General features: G+C 65.4%; 19 protein-coding genes. 13 read left to right on the top strand and 6 right to left on the bottom strand.

All coding sequences use genetic code 11. From position 1 onward, the window contains the following. Window positions 1–42 precede the first annotated feature (42 nt). Window positions 43–696, top strand: coding sequence for a PRC-barrel domain-containing protein (locus G0A00_RS08525; RefSeq protein ID WP_164179732.1), 654 nt, complete (start codon window positions 43–45; stop codon window positions 694–696). A gap of 87 nt (window positions 697–783) precedes the next feature. On the opposite strand, the gene G0A00_RS08520 is transcribed toward G0A00_RS08525, so the two are convergent. After that, the gene (locus G0A00_RS08520) at window positions 784–1,206 is read right to left on the bottom strand and encodes a cupin domain-containing protein (RefSeq protein WP_164179871.1); all 423 of its coding nucleotides are present in this window, start codon (window positions 1,204–1,206) and stop codon (window positions 784–786) included. Window positions 1,207–1,314: 108 nt separating this feature from the next. Between G0A00_RS08520 and G0A00_RS08515 the strand changes: the two genes are divergently transcribed. Both G0A00_RS08515 and G0A00_RS08510 read left to right on the top strand, forming a co-directional pair. Beyond that, window positions 1,315–1,944 carry a holin-associated N-acetylmuramidase gene (locus G0A00_RS08515; RefSeq protein WP_164179730.1) on the top strand — a complete coding sequence of 210 codons (630 nt, stop codon included), beginning with the start codon at window positions 1,315–1,317 and terminating at the stop codon, window positions 1,942–1,944. Continuing rightward, window positions 1,926–2,453 carry a holin family protein gene (locus tag G0A00_RS08510; protein WP_203595317.1) on the top strand — a complete coding sequence of 176 codons (528 nt, stop codon included), beginning with the start codon at window positions 1,926–1,928 and terminating at the stop codon, window positions 2,451–2,453. Before G0A00_RS08515 ends, G0A00_RS08510 begins: the two co-directional genes overlap by 19 nt. Window positions 2,454–2,602: 149 nt before the next feature. Here the strand turns inward: G0A00_RS08510 and G0A00_RS08505 are convergent, their stop codons facing one another. After that, window positions 2,603–3,172, bottom strand: a complete 570-nt coding sequence (locus G0A00_RS08505; RefSeq protein WP_164179726.1) for a DUF882 domain-containing protein — start codon at window positions 3,170–3,172, stop codon at window positions 2,603–2,605. A gap of 438 nt (window positions 3,173–3,610) precedes the next feature. Between G0A00_RS08505 and G0A00_RS08500 the strand changes: the two genes are divergently transcribed. The 5 genes from G0A00_RS08500 to G0A00_RS08480 all read left to right on the top strand — a co-directional run bounded on the left by G0A00_RS08500 (window position 3,611) and on the right by G0A00_RS08480 (window position 8,530). Then, window positions 3,611–5,146 (top strand): murein L,D-transpeptidase, encoded by a 1,536-nt coding sequence (locus G0A00_RS08500; RefSeq protein WP_235952937.1) that lies wholly within the window; start codon window positions 3,611–3,613, stop codon window positions 5,144–5,146. Between the two features lie 30 nt (window positions 5,147–5,176). Beyond that, window positions 5,177–6,289 (top strand): UDP-3-O-(3-hydroxymyristoyl)glucosamine N-acyltransferase, encoded by a 1,113-nt coding sequence (locus G0A00_RS08495; RefSeq protein WP_066099716.1) that lies wholly within the window; start codon window positions 5,177–5,179, stop codon window positions 6,287–6,289. Between the two features lie 49 nt (window positions 6,290–6,338). Then, complete coding sequence (locus G0A00_RS08490) at window positions 6,339–6,599, top strand: acyl carrier protein (protein ID WP_066099719.1); 261 nt, start codon at window positions 6,339–6,341, stop codon at window positions 6,597–6,599. Next, window positions 6,596–7,804 carry a beta-ketoacyl synthase gene (locus tag G0A00_RS08485; RefSeq protein WP_066099723.1) on the top strand — a complete coding sequence of 403 codons (1,209 nt, stop codon included), beginning with the start codon at window positions 6,596–6,598 and terminating at the stop codon, window positions 7,802–7,804. Before G0A00_RS08490 ends, G0A00_RS08485 begins: the two co-directional genes overlap by 4 nt. Window positions 7,805–7,978: 174 nt before the next feature. After that, on the top strand, window positions 7,979–8,530 hold the full coding sequence (locus G0A00_RS08480; RefSeq protein ID WP_164179724.1) for an NADPH-dependent FMN reductase: 552 nt from the start codon (window positions 7,979–7,981) through the stop codon (window positions 8,528–8,530). Window positions 8,531–8,648: 118 nt separating this feature from the next. Here the strand turns inward: G0A00_RS08480 and gap are convergent, their stop codons facing one another. Beyond that, on the bottom strand, window positions 8,649–9,650 hold the full coding sequence (gene gap, locus G0A00_RS08475) for a type I glyceraldehyde-3-phosphate dehydrogenase (protein WP_066099729.1): 1,002 nt from the start codon (window positions 9,648–9,650) through the stop codon (window positions 8,649–8,651). 231 nt (window positions 9,651–9,881) lie between these two features. On the opposite strand from gap, the gene G0A00_RS08470 reads away from it, so the two are divergent. Both G0A00_RS08470 and G0A00_RS08465 read left to right on the top strand, forming a co-directional pair. Continuing rightward, entirely contained in the window at window positions 9,882–10,850 is a 969-nt protein-coding gene (locus tag G0A00_RS08470) for a DUF808 domain-containing protein (protein ID WP_164179722.1), read from the top strand. Between the two features lie 142 nt (window positions 10,851–10,992). Further along, window positions 10,993–11,613 carry a hypothetical protein gene (locus G0A00_RS08465; protein WP_164179720.1) on the top strand — a complete coding sequence of 207 codons (621 nt, stop codon included), beginning with the start codon at window positions 10,993–10,995 and terminating at the stop codon, window positions 11,611–11,613. Window positions 11,614–11,722: 109 nt separating this feature from the next. Here G0A00_RS08465 and tkt read toward each other — a convergent pair whose 3' ends face one another. Continuing rightward, a complete protein-coding gene (tkt, locus tag G0A00_RS08460) occupies window positions 11,723–13,741 on the bottom strand; it encodes a transketolase (protein ID WP_164179717.1) in 2,019 nt (672 codons plus the stop codon). Between the two features lie 315 nt (window positions 13,742–14,056). On the opposite strand from tkt, the gene G0A00_RS08455 reads away from it, so the two are divergent. Together G0A00_RS08455 and G0A00_RS08450 are read left to right on the top strand one after the other, a co-directional pair. After that, window positions 14,057–14,620 (top strand): hypothetical protein, encoded by a 564-nt coding sequence (locus G0A00_RS08455; RefSeq protein WP_164179715.1) that lies wholly within the window; start codon window positions 14,057–14,059, stop codon window positions 14,618–14,620. Then, entirely contained in the window at window positions 14,620–15,042 is a 423-nt protein-coding gene (locus G0A00_RS08450) for a cell division protein ZapA (RefSeq protein WP_164179713.1), read from the top strand. Before G0A00_RS08455 ends, G0A00_RS08450 begins: the two co-directional genes overlap by 1 nt. Before the next feature lie 172 nt (window positions 15,043–15,214). Here the strand turns inward: G0A00_RS08450 and eno are convergent, their stop codons facing one another. Continuing rightward, window positions 15,215–16,492: a phosphopyruvate hydratase gene (eno, locus tag G0A00_RS08445; RefSeq protein ID WP_164179711.1), complete on the bottom strand. Its 1,278-nt coding sequence runs from the start codon at window positions 16,490–16,492 to the stop codon at window positions 15,215–15,217. Between the two features lie 247 nt (window positions 16,493–16,739). Here eno and G0A00_RS08440 point away from each other — a divergent pair, with 247 nt between their 5' ends. Then, window positions 16,740–17,927 (top strand): mechanosensitive ion channel family protein, encoded by a 1,188-nt coding sequence (locus G0A00_RS08440; protein ID WP_164179709.1) that lies wholly within the window; start codon window positions 16,740–16,742, stop codon window positions 17,925–17,927. Window positions 17,928–17,954: 27 nt separating this feature from the next. Here G0A00_RS08440 and G0A00_RS08435 read toward each other — a convergent pair whose 3' ends face one another. Then, window positions 17,955–18,845, bottom strand: a complete 891-nt coding sequence (locus G0A00_RS08435) for a DMT family transporter (RefSeq protein WP_164179707.1) — start codon at window positions 18,843–18,845, stop codon at window positions 17,955–17,957. Window positions 18,846–18,848 lie beyond the last annotated feature (3 nt).

Here is an 18,848-nt window from a genome sequence, read left to right as displayed (position 1 = left end):
GTGGTGGCAGACAAGATGACGACACATGAAGGAGGAGCCACCATGAAACGTCTTACCACCACTGCCGCCCTCATCGCCCTCACTGCGGGTACCGCTGCTTATGCGGACAACCACAACATGGACGCCGCGAAGGACAACGCCGACGCCGCCGTCCAGAACGCCGAGCAGGCGATGGAGAACACCGGCGAGGCGATCGAAAACGAAACCAAGGAAGCTGTCGCCGAAGGCGAGCAGGCCATGGAAGAGGCCGGCGATGCGATGGCCGAAGCTGGCGACGAGATGAAGCAGGAAGCCAGCGAGATGGGCAACGAGATGGCCCAAGCCGTTGACGGCCCGTTCGGCGCCGACTCCGATGGCCTGATCCGCACCCGCGACATCACCGGCGGCACCGTCTACGCCATCGACGCGGACGGCGAAGCCACCGACTGGGACGAGTCGATGACCTATGACGCCGTCTCGGAAGAATGGGACAACGTGGGCGAGATCGAAGACATCGTTCTCAACGCCGACGGCTCGTTCCGTGGCATCGTGGCCGAGGTTGGCGGTTTCCTCGACATCGGCGACAAGCACGTGCTGCTTGAGATCGACAACGCCAAGTTCGTTCCGATCGACGACGGTTCCTACTCGGTGGTCACCAACATGACCTCGGAAGAGCTGGAGAGCCTTGAAGACATCGACGAAGGCCCGATGAACTAAGGCGTTCTCGCCAAAGAATCTCTAAGGCACGGAAAGGCCGGGGCAGAGCGCCCCGGCCTTTTTCATGCGCGTATCGTCAGCGGACGGTCAGCGAATGTCGAACCCCGGAGCGGCAAGTTCGAACCCCTCGAAGCGAAACGCGGGCGAGACAGTGCAGCCCACCAATGTCCAATCCCCCAAGCTGCGCGCGGCCTGCCAATGGCCCTGCGGCACGATGAGCTGCGGGCGCGCGCCAGCGGCGAGATCCGGGCCCAGCAGATGATCCTGCCGCGGACCGGCATCGCTGGCGGCCATCGACAGCTCCAGCGGTGCACCCGCGTAGTAGTGCCAGATCTCTGCGGCATCCACCCGGTGCCAATGACTGCGCTCTCCGGCCTTCAGCAGAAAATAGATGCAGGTGCCCGCCGGACGCGCCTCACCCTCTCCCTCGGCGATCCACGTCTGGCGATAATGCCCGCCCTCGGGATGCGGCGAAAGCTCTAGGAGCGCGATGATCTCTTCGGCGGTCATGGTCTGGGTCACGGCATCCTCCGTTCGCTGCGCTGATCGGCTGTTTACGCTTTGTGGCAAACCATGGGCTCGGGAAAAAGCCCAGAGGCACGCAGCAGGAGCAGTGAGATGAGCGACGACACAGAGGTCCGCCGCATGGCCGAAGACATCGTCGCCCGCGAGGGCGGCTATGTGAACGATCCCGCCGATCCCGGCGGCGCGACGAAATATGGCGTCACCTTGGGCACACTGCGGCAGCTGGGGCGCGATATGGACGGCGATGGCGATATCGACGGGCAGGATGTGCGGCAGCTGCAGCCCTCGGACGCCACAGAGATCTTTTTGCGGCACTATTTCCACGGCCCCGGCATTTCGCGGCTTCCGGCGTTGCTGCAACCTTCGGTCTTCGACATGTATGTCAACGCGGGCGGCGGGGCGGTGAAGCTGTTGCAGCGGCTTTTGTGCGATATGGGCCAGAGCGTGAGTGTCGACGGGGTGATCGGCCCGCAGACCGAGGCGGCGGCGGCGCGCGCGGCCTCCGAGGCGCCGGAGCATCTCGCCGACGCCTATGGTATCGCGCGCCGGAATTATTATTTCGCGCTGGCCGACCGCCGCCCCGCGAGCCGCAAATTCGCGCGCAGCCGGGCAGGCGGCAAAGGGGGCTGGATCCGCCGCGCCGAAGGGTTCATCTCGCCGCGCTTCCACCTCACGCAGGCGCAGTTCGAGGCGCGCACCGCAGCATGGGGGGCGACAGGATGATCGACCGGATGTTTCAGCTGCTTTTCGGCAGCGGCGGCAATGTGATCCGCGACACCGCCGAGGTGTTCCGGGTCAACGCCGAGGCCGAGGCCAGCCGCCGTGCCGGGCTCAGCGAGGCAGCTCTCGCGCAATTCGCGCAGGAGTTCGCCCGCGCGCCCGCGACGCGCTTTGACCGGGTGATCGACGGGGTGAACCGCCTGCCGCGTCCCGCCATGGCCTTCGGCACGCTGGCGCTTCTGGCCAGCGCCATGGCCGCGCCGGAGTGGTTTGCCGCGCGCATGACCGGCCTTGCGCTGGTGCCCGAGCCGCTCTGGTGGCTGTTGGCCGCGGTGGTGAGCTTCTATTTCGGGGCGCGCCATCAGGCCAAAGGGCAGGATCTGCCGCGCCAGATTATCGCTGGCATGGCTGCCGCCAGCGCGCCGCCGCCCGCCGATAAGACGCCCGAGACCGCCGACACCGACAACGCCGCGCTGGCAGAATGGCGCGCGCTGCGCGGGCAAGGCATTTAGTCCCTTCGTCTAGATACAAATATCCCGGGGGAGCCGCGCCCCGCGCGGCGGGGGCAGAGCCCCGAAAATGCAGCCCCGCCAAAACGAACAAAGGCGCCCCAATGGGGCGCCCGTGTCACATAAAGACGTGTTTTGCGCTCGCAGCGTGATCAGCTGCCCCAGCTGCGCACCGGGCCGCAGTCCATATGGACGAAGTTCGAGCTGGTGTAGCGTCCAACGCCGCCTGCAGCGCAGGCCGAGGCCGCACGCGCCATCTGATTCACCGAGCGCGAGTTGAGCCGCAGGTCGGCCGCTTCGCCCTTGAGGTGACGCGAGTTTTTCGCCACGCCCGAGGATCGGGCCCGCAGCATCGCGTTGGTCTTCGGGCAGCGGTAGCCCGAGATCAGCATGTAAGGCTCGCTCACGTCCATAAGGTTATGGGCTGCCGTCATGATGTCGATGGTGCGCGGATCGATGTGTTTCACATCGTTGGTCCGCCAGTCGCGCATGAAGTAGGAAATCTCTTTCAGCGCATCGGGGATATATTCCCCTTCGATCCAGTAGATCATGTTGAGTGTTTCGCCAGTGCGCGAGGAGTACGCCCGGAGTCTCCGGACATCACCTGCACCCCGAAGGAAACCCGCCGCGCTCGCGTAAGTCGGTGCTGCCGTGACGACGGTTGCCGCGAACGCGCCAATGAGGCCACGCCGCGAAATGCAGCTTGCAGTCTTGTTTGTCATGTGAAGCGCCTGTCCCGTTTAGTCGCTGTGCCTGTTTGTTCCGCCTCGTTGGGCGGACCTACCATCTTTCCCCCAGATGTGCGGCTTTTATGGCACATGGGGATTAATGGATGAAGGATGTTTTCCCGTGTATAGTGGTTCCCACGCGGAAATCGGCGAAATCTTGCGCACGTGTGGAATGCCTGACTTGTGCAAAGCAGGAACCTGCCGCCACGCGATGCATTGACGTATCAGGTGCCGAAAACTCGTGTTTCTTGCGCGATTGTGTGTGGACAACCCCAGGCCCCGCACCGGAAAATCGGCACCAGAGATGAATGATAAAATTATCGGGTAGTCATGGTCATGATGCAGAGTTTCCGGAGTGGACGCAGCCTCGCAGTGTTGGCGCTGACAGGGGCGCTTTTTGCCTTCCAGCCGCCGGCTGCGGGCGCGCAGACCATGACATCCGCGCTTGGCCTGACCGCCTACCGGCAGGCCGTGGCCGAGAATCTGTCGAAAGATTCGGGTATGGCGGCCTTCTATCGCTCGCGCGATTTTGCCCCCATCTGGACCGGCCCCGACGACACGGCGGCGCTGCGCCGCGCGGCACTGATCGAGGCGTTGGGCACCGCGCAGGCGCATGGGCTGCCAGCGCGCCGCTATGATCTCGACGGGCTCATTCGCCGCTTGCGTCACGTCGAGGGCGAGCGGGCCCGCGGCGAACTCGAGGTCGAACTGAGCCGCACCTTCCTGCAGTTTGCCTCTGACTTGCAGAGCGGCATCCTGACCCCGAACCAGACCGATCCGGGCATCAAGCGCGAGGCGCCGCGGCGCGATCCGAAGATCCTGCTCGAAGTGCTGGCCGCCAGCGATCCGCATCAGGTGCTGCAGCATCTTGCGCCGTCGTCGGATGAATACGCCCGGCTGATGCGCGCCAAGATGCGCCTCGAACAGACCGTCGCAGGCGGCGGCTGGGGGCCGGTGGTGCGCACCGCCAAGCTCGAGCCGGGGCAGAGCGGCGGCGATGTGGTCGTGCTGCGCGACCGGCTGATCGCCATGGGCTATCTCGAGCCGACGCTCTCGGCCTCTTACGATGGCGCGCTTACCAGCGCGGTAAAAGAGTTCCAGACCCACCACGGTCTGGCGGTGGACGGCATCGCCGGGTCCAGCACGCTCAGCCAGCTCAACATCAGCGCCGAGCAGCGGCTCGAGCAGGTGCTTGTGGCCATGGAGCGCGAGCGCTGGATGAACCTGCCCGGCGGGCTGGGCAAGCGCCACATCACCGTGAACCTCACCGATTTCCACGCCAAGATCATCGACGACGGCAAGGTTACCTTCGAGACCCGCGCCGTGGTCGGCTCGCAAGAGAGCGACCGCCGCACGCCGGAATTCTCGGACGAGATGAACCACATGGTGATCAACCCGTCGTGGTATGTGCCGCGCTCGATCGTGGTGAACGAATACCTGCCGCTGCTGCGCCGCAATCCCGGTGCCGCGGGCCATCTGGAGATCACCGACCGGCAGGGCCGGCAGGTGAACCGCGCCAACGGCTTTTCGCAATACAGCGCGTCGAGCTTTCCGTTCTCCATGCGCCAGCCGCCGGGGCCGCGCAACGCGCTGGGGACGGTGAAGTTCATGTTCCCCAACAAATACAACATCTATCTGCACGACACGCCGTCGAAGTCGCTGTTCGATCGCACCACGCGGACCTTCTCGCATGGCTGCGTCCGGCTCAGCGATCCGCATGACTTCGCCTATGCGCTTTTGGCGCGGCAGACCGCCGATCCGCAGGGGTTCTTCCAGTCGAAGCTGGCCACCGGGCGCGAACAGCGCGTCAATCTCGACCAGCCGGTGCCGGTGCATCTGATCTATCGCACCGCCTTCACCACGGTGAAGGGCGAGATGGAATACCGCGAGGATGTCTATGGCCGTGATGCGCGGATTTGGGAGGCGCTGAGCGCCGCAGGGGTGGTACTGGCAGGCGGGCCGAGTTAAATCCTCTGGGAGACCATCCCGGAGGACCCCATGTCCCTAGACAGCACCGTTCAGAGCCACAGCATCGCTGATATCGCCGCCGCGCTTGGCCTTGAGGCCGCGGGCGACGGCACCATTCTTGTCACTTCGGTCGCCGAGCCCGCCTCGGCCGGACCCGACCAGCTGGCGCTGGCCATGAAGCCCGAGTTCGCCGCAACCTTGGGCGAGGGCAAGGCACGCGCCGCCATGCTCTGGGAGGGCGCCGACTGGCAGGGCATGGGCCTTGAGGCCGCGATCCTCGCGCCGCGGCCGCGCCACGCGCTGTCGGGGCTGTCGGCCATGCTCGACCGGGGCAACGGCTATGGCGAGGGCATCCACCCGAGCGCGATTATCGACCCCACGGCACAGCTGGGCGAGGGCGTCTCGGTCGGCCCGCTCGCGGTCATCGGCGCCTACGCCAAGATCGGCGCGCGTTCGATCATCGGCCCGCAGGTCTTCATCGGCGAAGATGCCACCATCGGCGAAGAGGCGGTGATCCACTCGGGCGTGCGGATCGGCGCGCGCTGCACCATCGGCAAACGCTTCTTCGCGCAGTTCAACTGTTCCATCGGCGGCGACGGTTTCAGCTATGTCACCCCCGAGGTGTCGGGGGTCGAGAAGGCCCGCGCCAGCCTTGGCGAGGAGGGCACGCAGGTCGCGCAGCAATGGGCACGGATCCATTCGCTCGGCGCTGTGACCATCGGTGACGACTGCGAGGTCGGGGCCAACGCCAGCATCGACCGCGGCTCGGTGCGCGACACGCGCATCGGCAATGGCACCAAGATCGACAGCCTCGTGATGATCGGCCACAACGTGGTGGTGGGTGACAACACGCTGATCTGCGGCTGCTGCGGCATCGCCGGATCGACCAAGATCGGCAATAACGTCGTGCTGGCCGGGCAGACCGGCGTTTCGGACAATATCTTCATCGGCGACAACGTGATCACCGGCGGCGGCACCAAGGTTCTGTCGAACATTCCGGCGGGCCGCGTGATGCTGGGCTACCCGGCGATGAAGATGGAAACCCACGTCGAAACCTACAAAGGTCTGCGCCGTTTGCCACGCCTCTTCCGCGAAGTTGCCGATCTCAAGAAAGCTGTTTCCAAGCTCACCGGGAGTGAGTAAGCCGAGACCGACGCCGAAGCTGCGACGACGAGAAGGGGAGCGCCGCACCATGAGTGTAAAAGACAAGGTCATCGAGATCATCGCCGAACAGGCTGTTCTGGAGCCATCGGATGTGACGATGGACAGCACCCTCGAAGATCTGGGGATCGACAGCCTCGGGCTGGTGGAAAGCATCTTCGCCATTGAGGAAGCCTTCGACATCTCGGTCCCGTTCAACGCCAATGAGCCCGAAAAAAGCGATTTCGACATCTCCACGGTGGCGAGCATCGTCGAGGGCATCGAAAAGCTGGTGGCCGAGCAGACCGCGTGAAACGGGTCGTCATTACGGGCGCAGGCACGATCAACGCGCTGGGGCGCGGCGTGCCTGCGACATTCGAGGCCATGCGCGAGGGGCGCTGTGGCATCGGGGAACTGGAATTTCGGGACGTCGAGCGTCTGGCCATTCGCATCGGCGGCCAGATCAAGGGCTACGAGCCTGAAGAGACCTTCAACCGCCAGCAGCTTGCGCTTTACGACCGCTTCACGCAGTTCGCGCTGATCGCGGCGCGTGAGGCCATTGCGCAGTCGGGGCTGGAGTTTCATGGCGACATGGCCGACCGCTCGGGCGTTGTACTGGGCACCTCGGGCGGCGGTCTGACCACACAGGACGAGAATTACCGCTCGGTCTATGAGGAGGGGAAGAACCGCGTTCACCCCTTTGTCGTGCCCAAGCTGATGAACAACGCTGCCGCCAGCCATGTCAGCATGGAGTTCAACCTGCGCGGCCCGACCTTCACCGTCGCCACCGCCTGCGCCAGTTCCAACCACGCCATGGGGCTTGCCTTCCAGATGGTGCGCTCGGGGGCGTGCCCGGCGATGATCACCGGCGGGTCGGAATCCATGCTCTGCTTTGGCGGGGTGAAAGCGTGGGAAGGCCTGCGGGTGATGTCGAAAGACGCCTGCCGCCCGTTCTCGGCCAACCGCAACGGCATGGTGCAGGGCGAGGGCGCGGGGGTCTATGTCTTCGAGGACTATGATCACGCCAAGGCGCGCGGCGCGGATATCCTTGCCGAGGTGGTGGGCTTTGCCATGACCTCGGATGCCGCCGACATCGTCATGCCTTCGAAACAGGGCGCGGCACGGGCGATCTCTGGCGCGCTGCGCGACGGCAAGATCGACCGCGACGAGGTGGGCTATATCAACGCCCATGGCACCGGCACCGCCGCCAACGACAAGACCGAATGCGCCGCCGTGGCCGATGCCATGGGGCCGCAGGCGGACCGGCTGATGATCTCTTCGACCAAATCCATGCACGGCCACTGCATCGGCGGCACCGGCGCGGTCGAACTGCTGGCCTGCATCATGGCACTGCGCGACGGGGTGATCGCCCCGACGATCGGACACGAGGAGTTCGACGCGGAATGCGCGCTCGATGTGGTGCCCAATGAGGCCCGCGAGGCGGATGTTTCGGTGGTTCTGTCGAACGCTTTCGCCTTTGGCGGGCTGAACGCGGTGCTGGCGCTGCGCAAGGTGTGATCCAATGAGACGGCGCGGCGGGCAGGTCTGTGCCCGCCGCTCTCCGGCCGCTCTCTCGCCGCTCTCTCCACTCCCGTTCCGCGCATTCCTGCGCAGATCCGGTGCGCAAATCGGCCTCCTCCTCTCCAGCCCACGCCCCATATCTAAGGGCGAAGGCAAGGAAAGGAGATCGTCATGTCCAGAAAAGTTGCCGTCATCGTGGGCTCTCTGCGCGAGGGCTCTTATAATCGCAAACTCGCCAAGGCGCTGACCGAGGTCGCGCCGGAAGGGCTTGAGTTCGACTTCGTGGAGATCGGCGATCTGCCGCTCTACAACCCTGACCTCGACGAGGGCACGCCGCCCGAGCCGTGGGGCCGCTTCCGCAGCCAGATGAAATCCGCCGAAGCGGTGCTGTTTGTCACGCCTGAATACAACCGCGGCCTGCCTGCGGCGGTGAAGAACGCGCTGGATGTGGGCTCGCGCCCCTATGGTGACAGCATCTGGGATGGCAAACCGACGGCTGTGGTCACCGGCTCGCCGGGCGGCCCCGGCGGATTTGGCGCCAACCACCAGCTGCGCCAGTCCATGGTGTTTCTGAACATGTACCCGCTGCAGCAGCCCGAGGCCTATATCGGCAACATCATGAAGCTGATCTCGGAAGACGGCGAGGTGCAGAACGAGGACACCAAGAAATTCCTTGGAACGATCATGAGCGCCTTTGCGGAGCTGATCGAAAAGCACCTCTGAACGCGGCGCTCGACGCACCGGCACAGAAAAGGGCGGCCCCGCGCAGGGCCGCCCTTTGGTATTTCGGAAATAGCGGTATTTCGGATTTAGCCGAAACGGTCTGGGATCAGCGCCCAGATCAGTGCAGCGTGCGCCCCAGTTCCGCGGCGACATCGGCCATACGCGCCGAGAAGCCCCATTCGTTGTCGTACCATGCCAGCACGCGCACGGTGCGGCCAATGACCTTGGTCTGGTCCGGCGCAAAGATCGAGCTGTGCGTGGTGTGGTTGAAATCGACCGACACCTTGGGCTCGGGGTCATAGGCCAGAACCGAGCCCATGCGACCGCCAGCCGCCTCGCGGATGATCTCGTTCACATCCGCCACGGTCACATCCTTGCCCGCCTGGAAAGTGAGATCCACCGCCGAGACGTTCGGCGTCGGCACGCGGATCGACGAACCGTCGAGTTTGCCACGCAGGTTCGGCAGAACCTCGCCAAGCGCCTTGGCGGCGCCGGTGGAGGTGGGGATCATCGCCATGGCGGCGGCGCGGGCGCGGTAGAGGTCCTTGTGGCGGCGGTCCAGCGTCGGCTGGTCACCGGTGTAAGAGTGGATCGTCGTCATGATGCCGCTCTCGATTCCGATCGCCTCGTCCAGCACTTTGGCCAGCGGCGCCAGCGCGTTGGTGGTGCACGAGCCGTTGGAGATCATCGTGTGACCTTTCTCCAGCTCGCGGTGGTTGACGCCGTAGACGATGGTCTTCTGCACATTCTTCGCGGGCGCCGAGATCAGCACCGAGCGCGCACCCTGATGGATGTGCTGCACGGCTTTCTCGCCATCGTTGAAATTGCCGGTGCACTCCAGAACGACATCGCAGCCGGTCCAGTCGAGCTCGGTCATATCGTAGGTCGACATCACCTCCATCGGCCCGCGGCCGAGGTCCATGGTCGAGCCGCTGACCCGCACGTCGCCGGCGAAACGGCCATGCACGCTGTCATAGCGCAGCAGGTGCGCGGCGGTCTCGATCGGGCCGGTGGCGTTGATCTTCACCACCTGCACGTCGTTGCGCGCGCTCTCGGCGATATGGGCGAGCGTGCAGCGGCCGATACGGCCAAATCCGTTGATCCCGACGGTCACGGTCATGGATTGGTCTCCTGGTCATATGGCGGAACTTGCCATTTCGTATACAGGCGCACACCGTGGCGGCAACGCGAAAAATACAAATATTGCAATATGTTAGCGATAAACCATGCTGCGGGCGCTAACATGAGTCACTGATAGCGTATAACCTTAGGCAGTGCCGCGACGGCAGCTTGTGCCCTTGCGCATCGCGCCCGTCGCCTTACCTTGCGGCGAAACAGAACGGAGACGGACATGAGCGGACTTCTCGCGCTCCTCGACGATGTGGCGGGAATCGCCAAGATCGCCGCGGCCTCGGTCGATGACATTTCGGCCAGCGCCGCCAAGGCCGGCTCCAAGGCCGCCGGGGTGGTGATCGACGACGCGGCGGTGACGCCGAAATACCTGCATGGCTTCGAAGCCAAGCGGGAACTGCCGATCATCTGGCGCATCGCGCGCGGATCGGTGTTCAACAAGGTGGTGATCCTGCTACCGCTGGCGCTGCTGCTCTCGACCTTCGCGCCGTGGATGATCCCGCCGCTGCTGATCGCGGGCGGCTCGTTCCTCTGCTTCGAGGGCGCCGAGAAGGTGCTGCATGTGCTCAAACCCGGCCATGAGGCGAGCGGGCCCGAGAAACAGGCGGCCAAGGGCGATCCGGTGCATCTCGAAGAGCAGAAGGTGAAGGGCGCGATCAAGACCGACTTCATTCTGTCGGCAGAGATCATGACCATCTCGCTCTCGGCCATCGAGGTCACCGAGATCTGGATCAAGGCGGTGGCGCTCGGTCTCGTCGGCGTCGGCATTACGGCGGTGGTCTATGGCGCCGTGGCGCTGATCGTGAAGATGGACGACATCGGCCTGTGGCTGACCCGCGTCGGCCGCCTCGGCGCCACGCGCGCGCTGGGGCGCGGCATCGTCAAGGCGATGCCGGTGGTGATGTGGCTGCTCTCGACCGTGGGCACCGTGGCGATGCTCTGGGTCGGCGGCTCGATCCTAGTGCACTCGCTGGCCGAAATGGGCTGGCATATGCCCGAGGAAACCATCCACCATATCGCCGAGGGCGCGGCGCATAAGGTCTCCGAAGATCTGCAGCCCGCGGCGCTCTGGATCGTGACGGCGGTTTGCGACGGCATCCTTGGGGTGATCTGGGGGATCATCCTCGTGCCGATCGTCACCAAGCTGGTGATGCCGCTCTTCGGGAGCAAAAAGCAGGCACAGCACTGATCGCCACCCCAAGCGCCCGCCGCAGCGCTGCCTGCGGCGGGATGGGCGTGCTAGGCTGAGCGCGGCGCAGGGGAAACGATCCGCGCCGCGTCTCCCCGGAACTCCCCCGGGGATCTCCCCCGGAACTGCCCGGAGGCCTTGCATGGCTGTTCACCCGCGTCTCACGCTGCAAGCGCTGCTCTGCGCAGCACTCCCGACGGCTTTGCCTGCGCAGAGCCCGCTGATCGACGAGTCCTTTCTCACCGACCGCAGCTACGTGATGCTGGTGCCCCCGGCGGACGCGGCGACGGCATGGGTCTGCATCGGCGCGGACAGTGAGGCAGGCGCAGTGCTGCGGCAACCCGGCAGCGCGGCGCTGCAAGAGGCGCTCACCCAGGATTGGACCGCCACCGCCCGCTGCGACGCGGGCATCGCGCAGCTGCGCATCGCCGGGCCCACCGGCACAGCCCAACAGAATTTCCCGGTCGGCCGCCATTATGTGGATGGCATCGCCCGGCTGCAGAGCTTCGACGTCACCGCGGTGATACGCCAATGCGCGGGCTGGTTCGACAGCCTGCCCGATGCCTGCCGCAGCGCGCCGGAGGGTAAGGCCTGCGCCGCGCTCGAAGAGAGTTTCAGCTTCGGCCCCGGCGCGCCGCTGCCGGGCAGCGCGGCGCTCTCGATCTCTGCCAGCTGCGTCAATGGCGACATCGCCCCGCGCCAGATCACCCCCCGGCTCGAGCTGCGCTGCCTGCATGAAACAATCTGCCTCGCGGCCTTCTGACGGAAAAAGGGCGCCCCAAAAGAGGCGCCCTTCAAACTTCTTCTCTTCAAAAATACGCCGGGGGTGAGCCCGCAGGGCGAGGGGGCAGCGCCCCCTCACGCGCCACTTATCAGAGCAGACCCTTGGCCTTCTCGACCACGTTCTCCGCGGTGATGCCGAACTTCTCGTAAAGCACCTCTGCCGGGGCCGAGGCACCAAAGCTGTCCATGCCCACGAACGCCTGCTTGGCCTCGCGGCCACGCTCGCCGAGCAGCCAGCGGTCCCAGCCACCCAGACGGGTTGCCGCCTCGATGCCGACGCGCACGGGGCCGGCGGGCAGCACGCGCTTGCGATAGGCCTCATCCTGCTGCGCAAAGAGCTCCATACAGGGCATGGAGACGACGCGGGTGCCGATGCCCTCGGCCTGCAGCGCGTCGCGCGCGGCCAGAGCGATCTCGACCTCAGAGCCGGTGGCGATGAGGATCACCTGACGCTTGCCCTCGGCATCGGCGAGCACATAGGCGCCCTTCGAGGTGAGGTTGTTCGTCTTGTGCTCGCGGCGCACGGTCGGCAGGTTCTGACGGGTCAGCGACAGCACCGAGGGCGTGGTCTTCTGCGTCAGCGCGATTTCCCAAGCCTCGGCGGTCTCGACGGTGTCGGCCGGGCGGAACACCAGCGTGTTCGGCGTCGCGCGGCTGATCGCCAGATGCTCGATCGGCTGGTGCGTCGGGCCGTCTTCGCCCAGACCGATGGAATCGTGGGTCATCACGAAGACCGTCGGGATCTGCATCAGCGCGGCAAGGCGCATCGCGGGGCGGGCGTAGTCGGTGAACGCCATGAAGGTGCCGCCATAGGGGCGCAGGCCGCCGTGCAGCGCCATGCCGTTCATCGCCGAGGCCATGCCGTGCTCACGGATGCCCCAATAGACGTAGCGGCCCTTGCGGCTCTCGACGTCGAAAACGCCCAGATCGCCGGTCTTGGTGTTGTTCGAGCCGGTGAGGTCCGCCGAGCCGCCGACGGTTTCGGGCATGATCGGGTTGACCACCTCGAGCACCATTTCCGAGCTCTTGCGGGTGGCGACCTTCGGGCCTTCCTCGGTGATCTGCTTTTTCAGCGCGCGGATCACGGCCGACAGCTTCTTCGGCGCGTCGCCGTCCTGCTGGCGGGCGAACTCTTTCTGGCGGCTGTCCGACAGGCCACCCAGACGGGTTTCCCATTCAGCACGCTCGGCGGCGCCGCGGCTGCCGACCTCTTCCCACCACGATTTGACCTCTGCGGGCACTTCGAACGGGCCGGTGGTCCAGCCCCAGACCTTCTTGGCCGCGTCGTTCTGCTCGCCGTTGGTCAGCGCGCCGTGACCCTTCGAGGTGTCCTGCGCGGCGTGGCCGAGGGCGATGTGGGTCTTGCAGGCGATCATCGTCGGCTGCGCGCTCTTCTTCGCCGCCACGATGGCCGCGTCGATCGCTTCGGGGTCATGGCCGTCGATCTCGATGACTTCCCAGCCCGCCGAGCGGAAACGGCCCGGCTGATCGGTCTTGTCCGAAAGCTCGACCTTGCCGTCGATGGTGATGCCGTTGTTGTCCCAGAAGACGATCAGCTTGCCGAGGCCGTAGCGGCCGGCGAGGGTGATCGCTTCCTGGCTCACCCCTTCCATCAGGCAGCCGTCGCCGGCGATGACATAGGTGTGGTGATCCACGACCTTCTTGCCAAAGCGCGCGCGCAGGATCTCTTCGCCCATGGCGAAGCCGACGGCGGTGGCGATGCCCTGACCGAGCGGACCGGTGGTGGTCTCGATGGCGTCGGCGTGGAAGTTCTCGGGGTGGCCTGCGGTGCGGGCGCCCCACTGGCGGAAGTTCTTCACCTCATCGAGGGTGATCTGCTGATCGCCGGTGAGATAGAGCAGCGAGTAAAGCAGCATCGAGCCATGGCCCGCCGACAGGATGAACCGGTCGCGGTCGGGCCATTTGGGGTTGGCCGCATCGAACTTGAGATGCTTCGAATAGAGCACGGTCGCAACGTCTGCCATGCCGATGGGCATGCCGGAGTGGCCGGAGTTGGCGGCGGTCACTGCATCGAGCGTCAGCGCGCGAATGGCGCAGGCGCGGGTCCAGTGCTCGGGGTTGTTGGCTCGGAGTGCGTCGATATCCACGGGGCTTTGTCCTCTTGCCGGAAGCCTGTCAGCGCGCTCAATAGCAGCGTGGCCGATAAGTTCAAGTATTGCGGGGAAATCCGGTGATGCGCAGGATGAAGCGCGGGCCGTAAGGCCTTGGAACATATGGCGCGCATTTTCCCGGCACGCTTGCTATCCTTTTACGAAACCCGCTTGCATTGATTCGCCTTTCCCGTCTCGATGGTATATTTCGCGCCGAGGCCGCCGGTCGGCCCGGCACTGGCCGAAGCAGCATCGGACGGACCAAACCCGCGCAAAGGCGGGAAGCAAGACCAAGGAAACAAGGGACGCAGGATGACCCAGATCGACGAGTTGCACTCACGGATCACCCGCGCACTCGACCGTATCTCGACCGGCGTCGAGATTCTGGGCACGGCGCCGGGCGCCGCCGCGCAGGGCGGCGAGAGCGATGAGATCGAGGCGTTGCGCAAGGCGCTGGACGATGAGCGCATGGCCAATGCCCAACTCGAGGAGCGGGTGCGCGCGCTGCATGCGCAGATCGAAAACCCGCCGCTTGAGGCGCCCGCTGACAAGGACGCGGACTCCGACCCACTGGCGGCGCAGATCGACGCGCAGCGCGGCGCCATGGCGGCGCTCGACGAGGATCTGCAGCGCCTGCGTCAGGCCAATGCCGCGCTTCTGGCGTCGCAGCAGGAGATGCGCGGGGCGCTCGAAGCAGGTGTCGGCGAGCCGCATCTGATCAATCAGGCCATGCTTGCCGAGCTTGAGGCGCTGCGCGCCGCGCGCGCCACCGAGGTCAGCGAGGCCAAAGCGCTGATCGCCGGGCTGGAGCCGCTGCTGGCCGGTGCCGCCAGCGAGCCTCAGGGCGAGACGCAGAGCGAAGCGGAGGAGCAGTGATGTCGCAGATCGAGGTCGAAATCATCATCGGCGGGCGCAGCTTCGAAGTGGCTTGCCAGCAAGGCGAAGAACAATATCTGCAGACCGCCGCGCGCATGCTCGACACCGAGGCGCAGGTTCTGGTCAGCCAGATCGGGCGGATGCCCGAGGGGCGCATGCTGTTGATGTCGGGGCTGATGCTGGCCGACAAGACCGCCGGACTCGAAGACCGGCTGACCGAAACCGAGGCGCGGCTGCGCGAGGCCGAGGACCGGCTCGCCGCCATGTCCTCCGAGGTGCGTGCACTGCGCGATGCGCCGCCGCCCGAGCCGCAGCGCGTCGAGGTGCCGGTGATCCCGCAGGGGGTGACCGAAGCCATGGCCGAGCTTGCCGCCCGCGCCGAGGCGCTGGCCGCCGAGGTCGAGGAGAAGGCAGGGGAATGACCCCTGCCGCCGCGCCCTTGGATGGGGCGGGATTTGCGTATTTTTAAAGAGAAGAAGGGCTGGGGGTTCGGGCCCGGTTGCCGATAGCGCGGCGTGCGGGTCCGCGTTTTGGAGCGGCCTACGAGAAAGGGCGGGAAAATTTCCCGCCCTTATCTTTTGGTGCCTGAAACGCTCAGCGCTTGAGGATCGAGGCGCCGGCGTATTCCGCCGCTTCGTCGAGCATTTCCTCGATACGGATCAGCTGGTTGTATTTCGCGAGCCGGTCGGAGCGGGCCAGCGAGCCGGTCTTGATCTGCCCGCAGTTGGTGGCCACAGCGAGATCGGCGATGGTGGCGTCCTCGGTTTCGCCCGAGCGGTGCGACATCACGTTGGTGTAGCGCGCGCGGTGGGCCATATCGACGGCCTTCAGCGTCTCGGACAGCGAGCCGATCTGGTTGACCTTCACCAGCATGGAGTTGGCCACGCCCTTTTCGATGCCCATGGCGAGACGCTCGGGGTTGGTGACGAAGAGATCGTCGCCGACCAGCTGGATCTTGTCGCCGAGCTTCTCGGTCAGCAGCTTCCAGCCGTCCCAGTCATCCTCGGCGCAGCCGTCTTCGATCGAGATGATCGGGTAGTCGTCGCAGAGCGCGGCGAGGTAATCGACGTTCTCGGCCGGGGTGAGCGAGAGGCCTTCGCCCTTCATCTCGTATTTGCCGTCCTTGAAGTATTCGGTCGAGGCGGCGTCGAGCGCGAGGTAGATGTCCTCGCCGGGTTTGTAGCCGGCCTTTTCGATCGACTTGAGAATGAAGTCGAGCGCCTCGCGCGTCGAGCCAAGCTCGGGGGCGAAGCCGCCTTCATCGCCGAGACCGGTGGACATGCCCGCCGCCGACAGCTCTTTCTTCAGCGTGTGGAAGACCTCGGATCCCATGCGCACAGCTTCGCGGATGCTGGTCGCCGAGACCGGCATGATCATGAATTCCTGAATGTCGATCGGGTTGTCGGCATGCTCGCCGCCGTTGATGATGTTCATCATCGGCACCGGCAGGACGCGGGCCGCGGTGCCGCCGACGTAGCGATAGAGCGGCTGGCCGGTGAATTCCGCCGCCGCCTTGGCCACCGCCAGCGACACGCCGAGGATGGCGTTGGCGCCGAGGCGGCCCTTGTTGTCGGTGCCATCGAGCTCGATCATCGCCATGTCGATAGCCTGCTGCTCGGTGGCGTCAAAGCCGACGATGGTCTCGGCGATTTCGCCGTTCACCGCTTCGACCGCTTCGAGCACGCCTTTGCCCATGTAGCGGGATTTGTCGCCGTCGCGCTTTTCCACGGCTTCGTGCACGCCGGTCGAGGCGCCCGAGGGCACGGCGGCGCGGCCCATGGTGCCGTCTTCGAGTGTGACGTCGACTTCGACGGTGGGATTGCCGCGGCTGTCGAGGATTTCGCGCGCGTGAATGTCGATGATGATGCTCATGGGTCCCTCGCAAAGGAATGGGTTCGCGACGAGCTATAACAGGGGCGGCGAAGAAGTAAACAATTGTGCTAACGCTAACAGCGCCTGTTTCTATTGGGTTGCGCTAACAATGCGGCGGCGCGGCGCGCAGGGTTTTGCCCTGCAGCGAAAACCCCCTAAGTTTTGCTGCAACCGCGAAAAGAGCAAACAGCAGGAAAGGCCGCAGGGCAGCGCCGAGGGGAGGACGGCGGGGCGCGGAAATACATGCATGGATGAAGAAATCAGCGAGATCGGGCAGCAGGTTGCAGAGATCTCGGACCTTGATCAGCTCGAACAGCAGGTGGCGGATTTTACCGACACGGTCGAGGCGATCATCCCGGTGCTGCCGCATTGGGTGATGCCGACGGTGGTGATCGCGCTGGCGTTTCTCGTCGGCGTCTCGGCCTATCGGCTGGTGTTCTGGGCGCTGACCAAGGCAGTGGCGAAACGCGATCTGTTCTGGCGCAGCCTTGTGTCGCGCACCCGCAGGCCGCTGCGCATGGGGCTGGTGGTGGCCTTTCTGGCCATCGGCGTGGCTGTGGCACCGATGAACGAGGAATGGCGAAACCTGCCGCAGCATGCGCTGCTGATCGCCTTCATGGTGCTGGTGGCTTGGGTGATCCACACCGCGCTTTACATCTGGACCACGGTGCATCTGCGCAAGTTCTCGCTCGACGCCGAGGACAACACGCTGGCGCGCAAACATGTGACGCAGAGCCGGATTCTCATGCGGCTGGCGGGCTGGCTGATCATCATCGTTGCCGTCTCGGCGATCCTGATGACCTTTCCGGGCGTGCGGCAATGGGGCGTCTCGCTGCTCGCTTCGGCGGGGGCGGCGGGTATCGTCGTCGGCTTTGCCTTCCAGCCGGTGCTGAAGAACCTGATCGCGGGGATCCAGCTGGCGATCACCCAGCCGATCCGCATCGACGACGCGGTGATCGTCGAGGGCGAATGGGGCTGGATCGAGGAGATCACCGGCACTTACGTGGTGATCAAGATCTGGGACTGGCGGCGGCTGATCGTGCCCCTGAGCTATTTCATCGAGCAGCCGTTCCAGAACTGGACGCGGGACGGGGCCTCGCTGATTGGCGGGGTGCTGCTCTATCTCGATCATTGCGCCGATATCGACCGCATCCGCGCGAAGATGAACGAGATCTGCCGCGAGAGCGAGCTTTGGGATGGCAACGTGTGCCACTTGCAGGTGAATGACTTCCGCGAGCGGGTGATGGAGATCCGCATCCTGGCCTCGGCCCGCAACGCGCCGCGCACCTATGACCTGCGCTGCGAGATCCGTGAGAAGCTGATCACGTGGATCCAGCGCGACATGCCCGAGGCCCTGCCGCGCACCCGCGAGACGGTGTCGGTGGATCGGCCAGAGACGGATATGCACCCCAGCGTCGAGGTGATCGGCGGCTGAGGTGCCGCGCGGCGCGAACCGGAGGCGTCAGAGCCCCCGGTTCACGTCACGCTCTTTGGCCCGTGCCAGACGGTGCTCGCGCACGAAAGTGTAGAGCCCGGCGCAGAGGATCAGCGCGGCACCGGCATAGGTCCAGCCGTCGGGCCGCTCGCCAAAGATCAGCATGCCAAGGCTGGCGGTGAAAATCAGCCGCGTGTAGCGGAAGGGCGAGACCGCCGCGACCTCGGCGAGCCGCATGGCGGTGGTGACGGCGAGATAGCCGCCCGCGGTCACCGCGACGGCGGCGAGGATCGGGACCAGCGCGCTTGGCGCAAAGACCGGCGCCTCGCCCGAGACCAGCAGCAGCACCAGCCCCACCGGCGCGATCGAGGCCATGCCCCATGCCGAGACCACCACCGAGGGGATCGCCACGGGCAGCGTGCGGGTGACGAGATCGCGCGCCGCAAGCCCGATGACGCCGACCACCGCGAAAATCTCCCAGCCGGAGAAGGCCGCGCCGAAGGGGCGGATCACCATCAGCATGCCCACCAGCCCCACGGCGATCGCCGACCAGCGCCGCCAGCCGACGGTCTCACCAAGGAACAGCGCGGCCCCAAGCGTCACCGCCAGCGGGGCGGTCTGCATGATCGCCGCCATCACCGACAGCGGGATATGCGACAGGCCGACGATCATGCCGAGCCCGCCGATCATCTCGAAGACGTTGCGCAGCAGCACCTTGGGATGCAGCGCATCGGCGCGGCGCAGCGGCATCCGCTTGAGCCGGGCAAGGATCAGGAAGACGAGGCAGCCGCCAAGCCCGAGCGCGATCATCACCTGACCTGCGGGCGCCTGCAGGGTCGACAGCTTGATAAAGGCGTCGCTGAGAGCCAGCAACGCCATGCCAAGCACCATCATGCCGATGGCGCGAAGGGTATCCATTTT

Origin of the sequence: Salipiger sp. PrR002 (genome assembly GCF_010500775.1) — a bacterium.
Classification (GTDB): domain Bacteria; phylum Pseudomonadota; class Alphaproteobacteria; order Rhodobacterales; family Rhodobacteraceae; genus Salipiger.
Note: the sequence above shows the minus strand (reverse complement) of the source record. Positions and strands in the feature narration are given on the sequence as shown.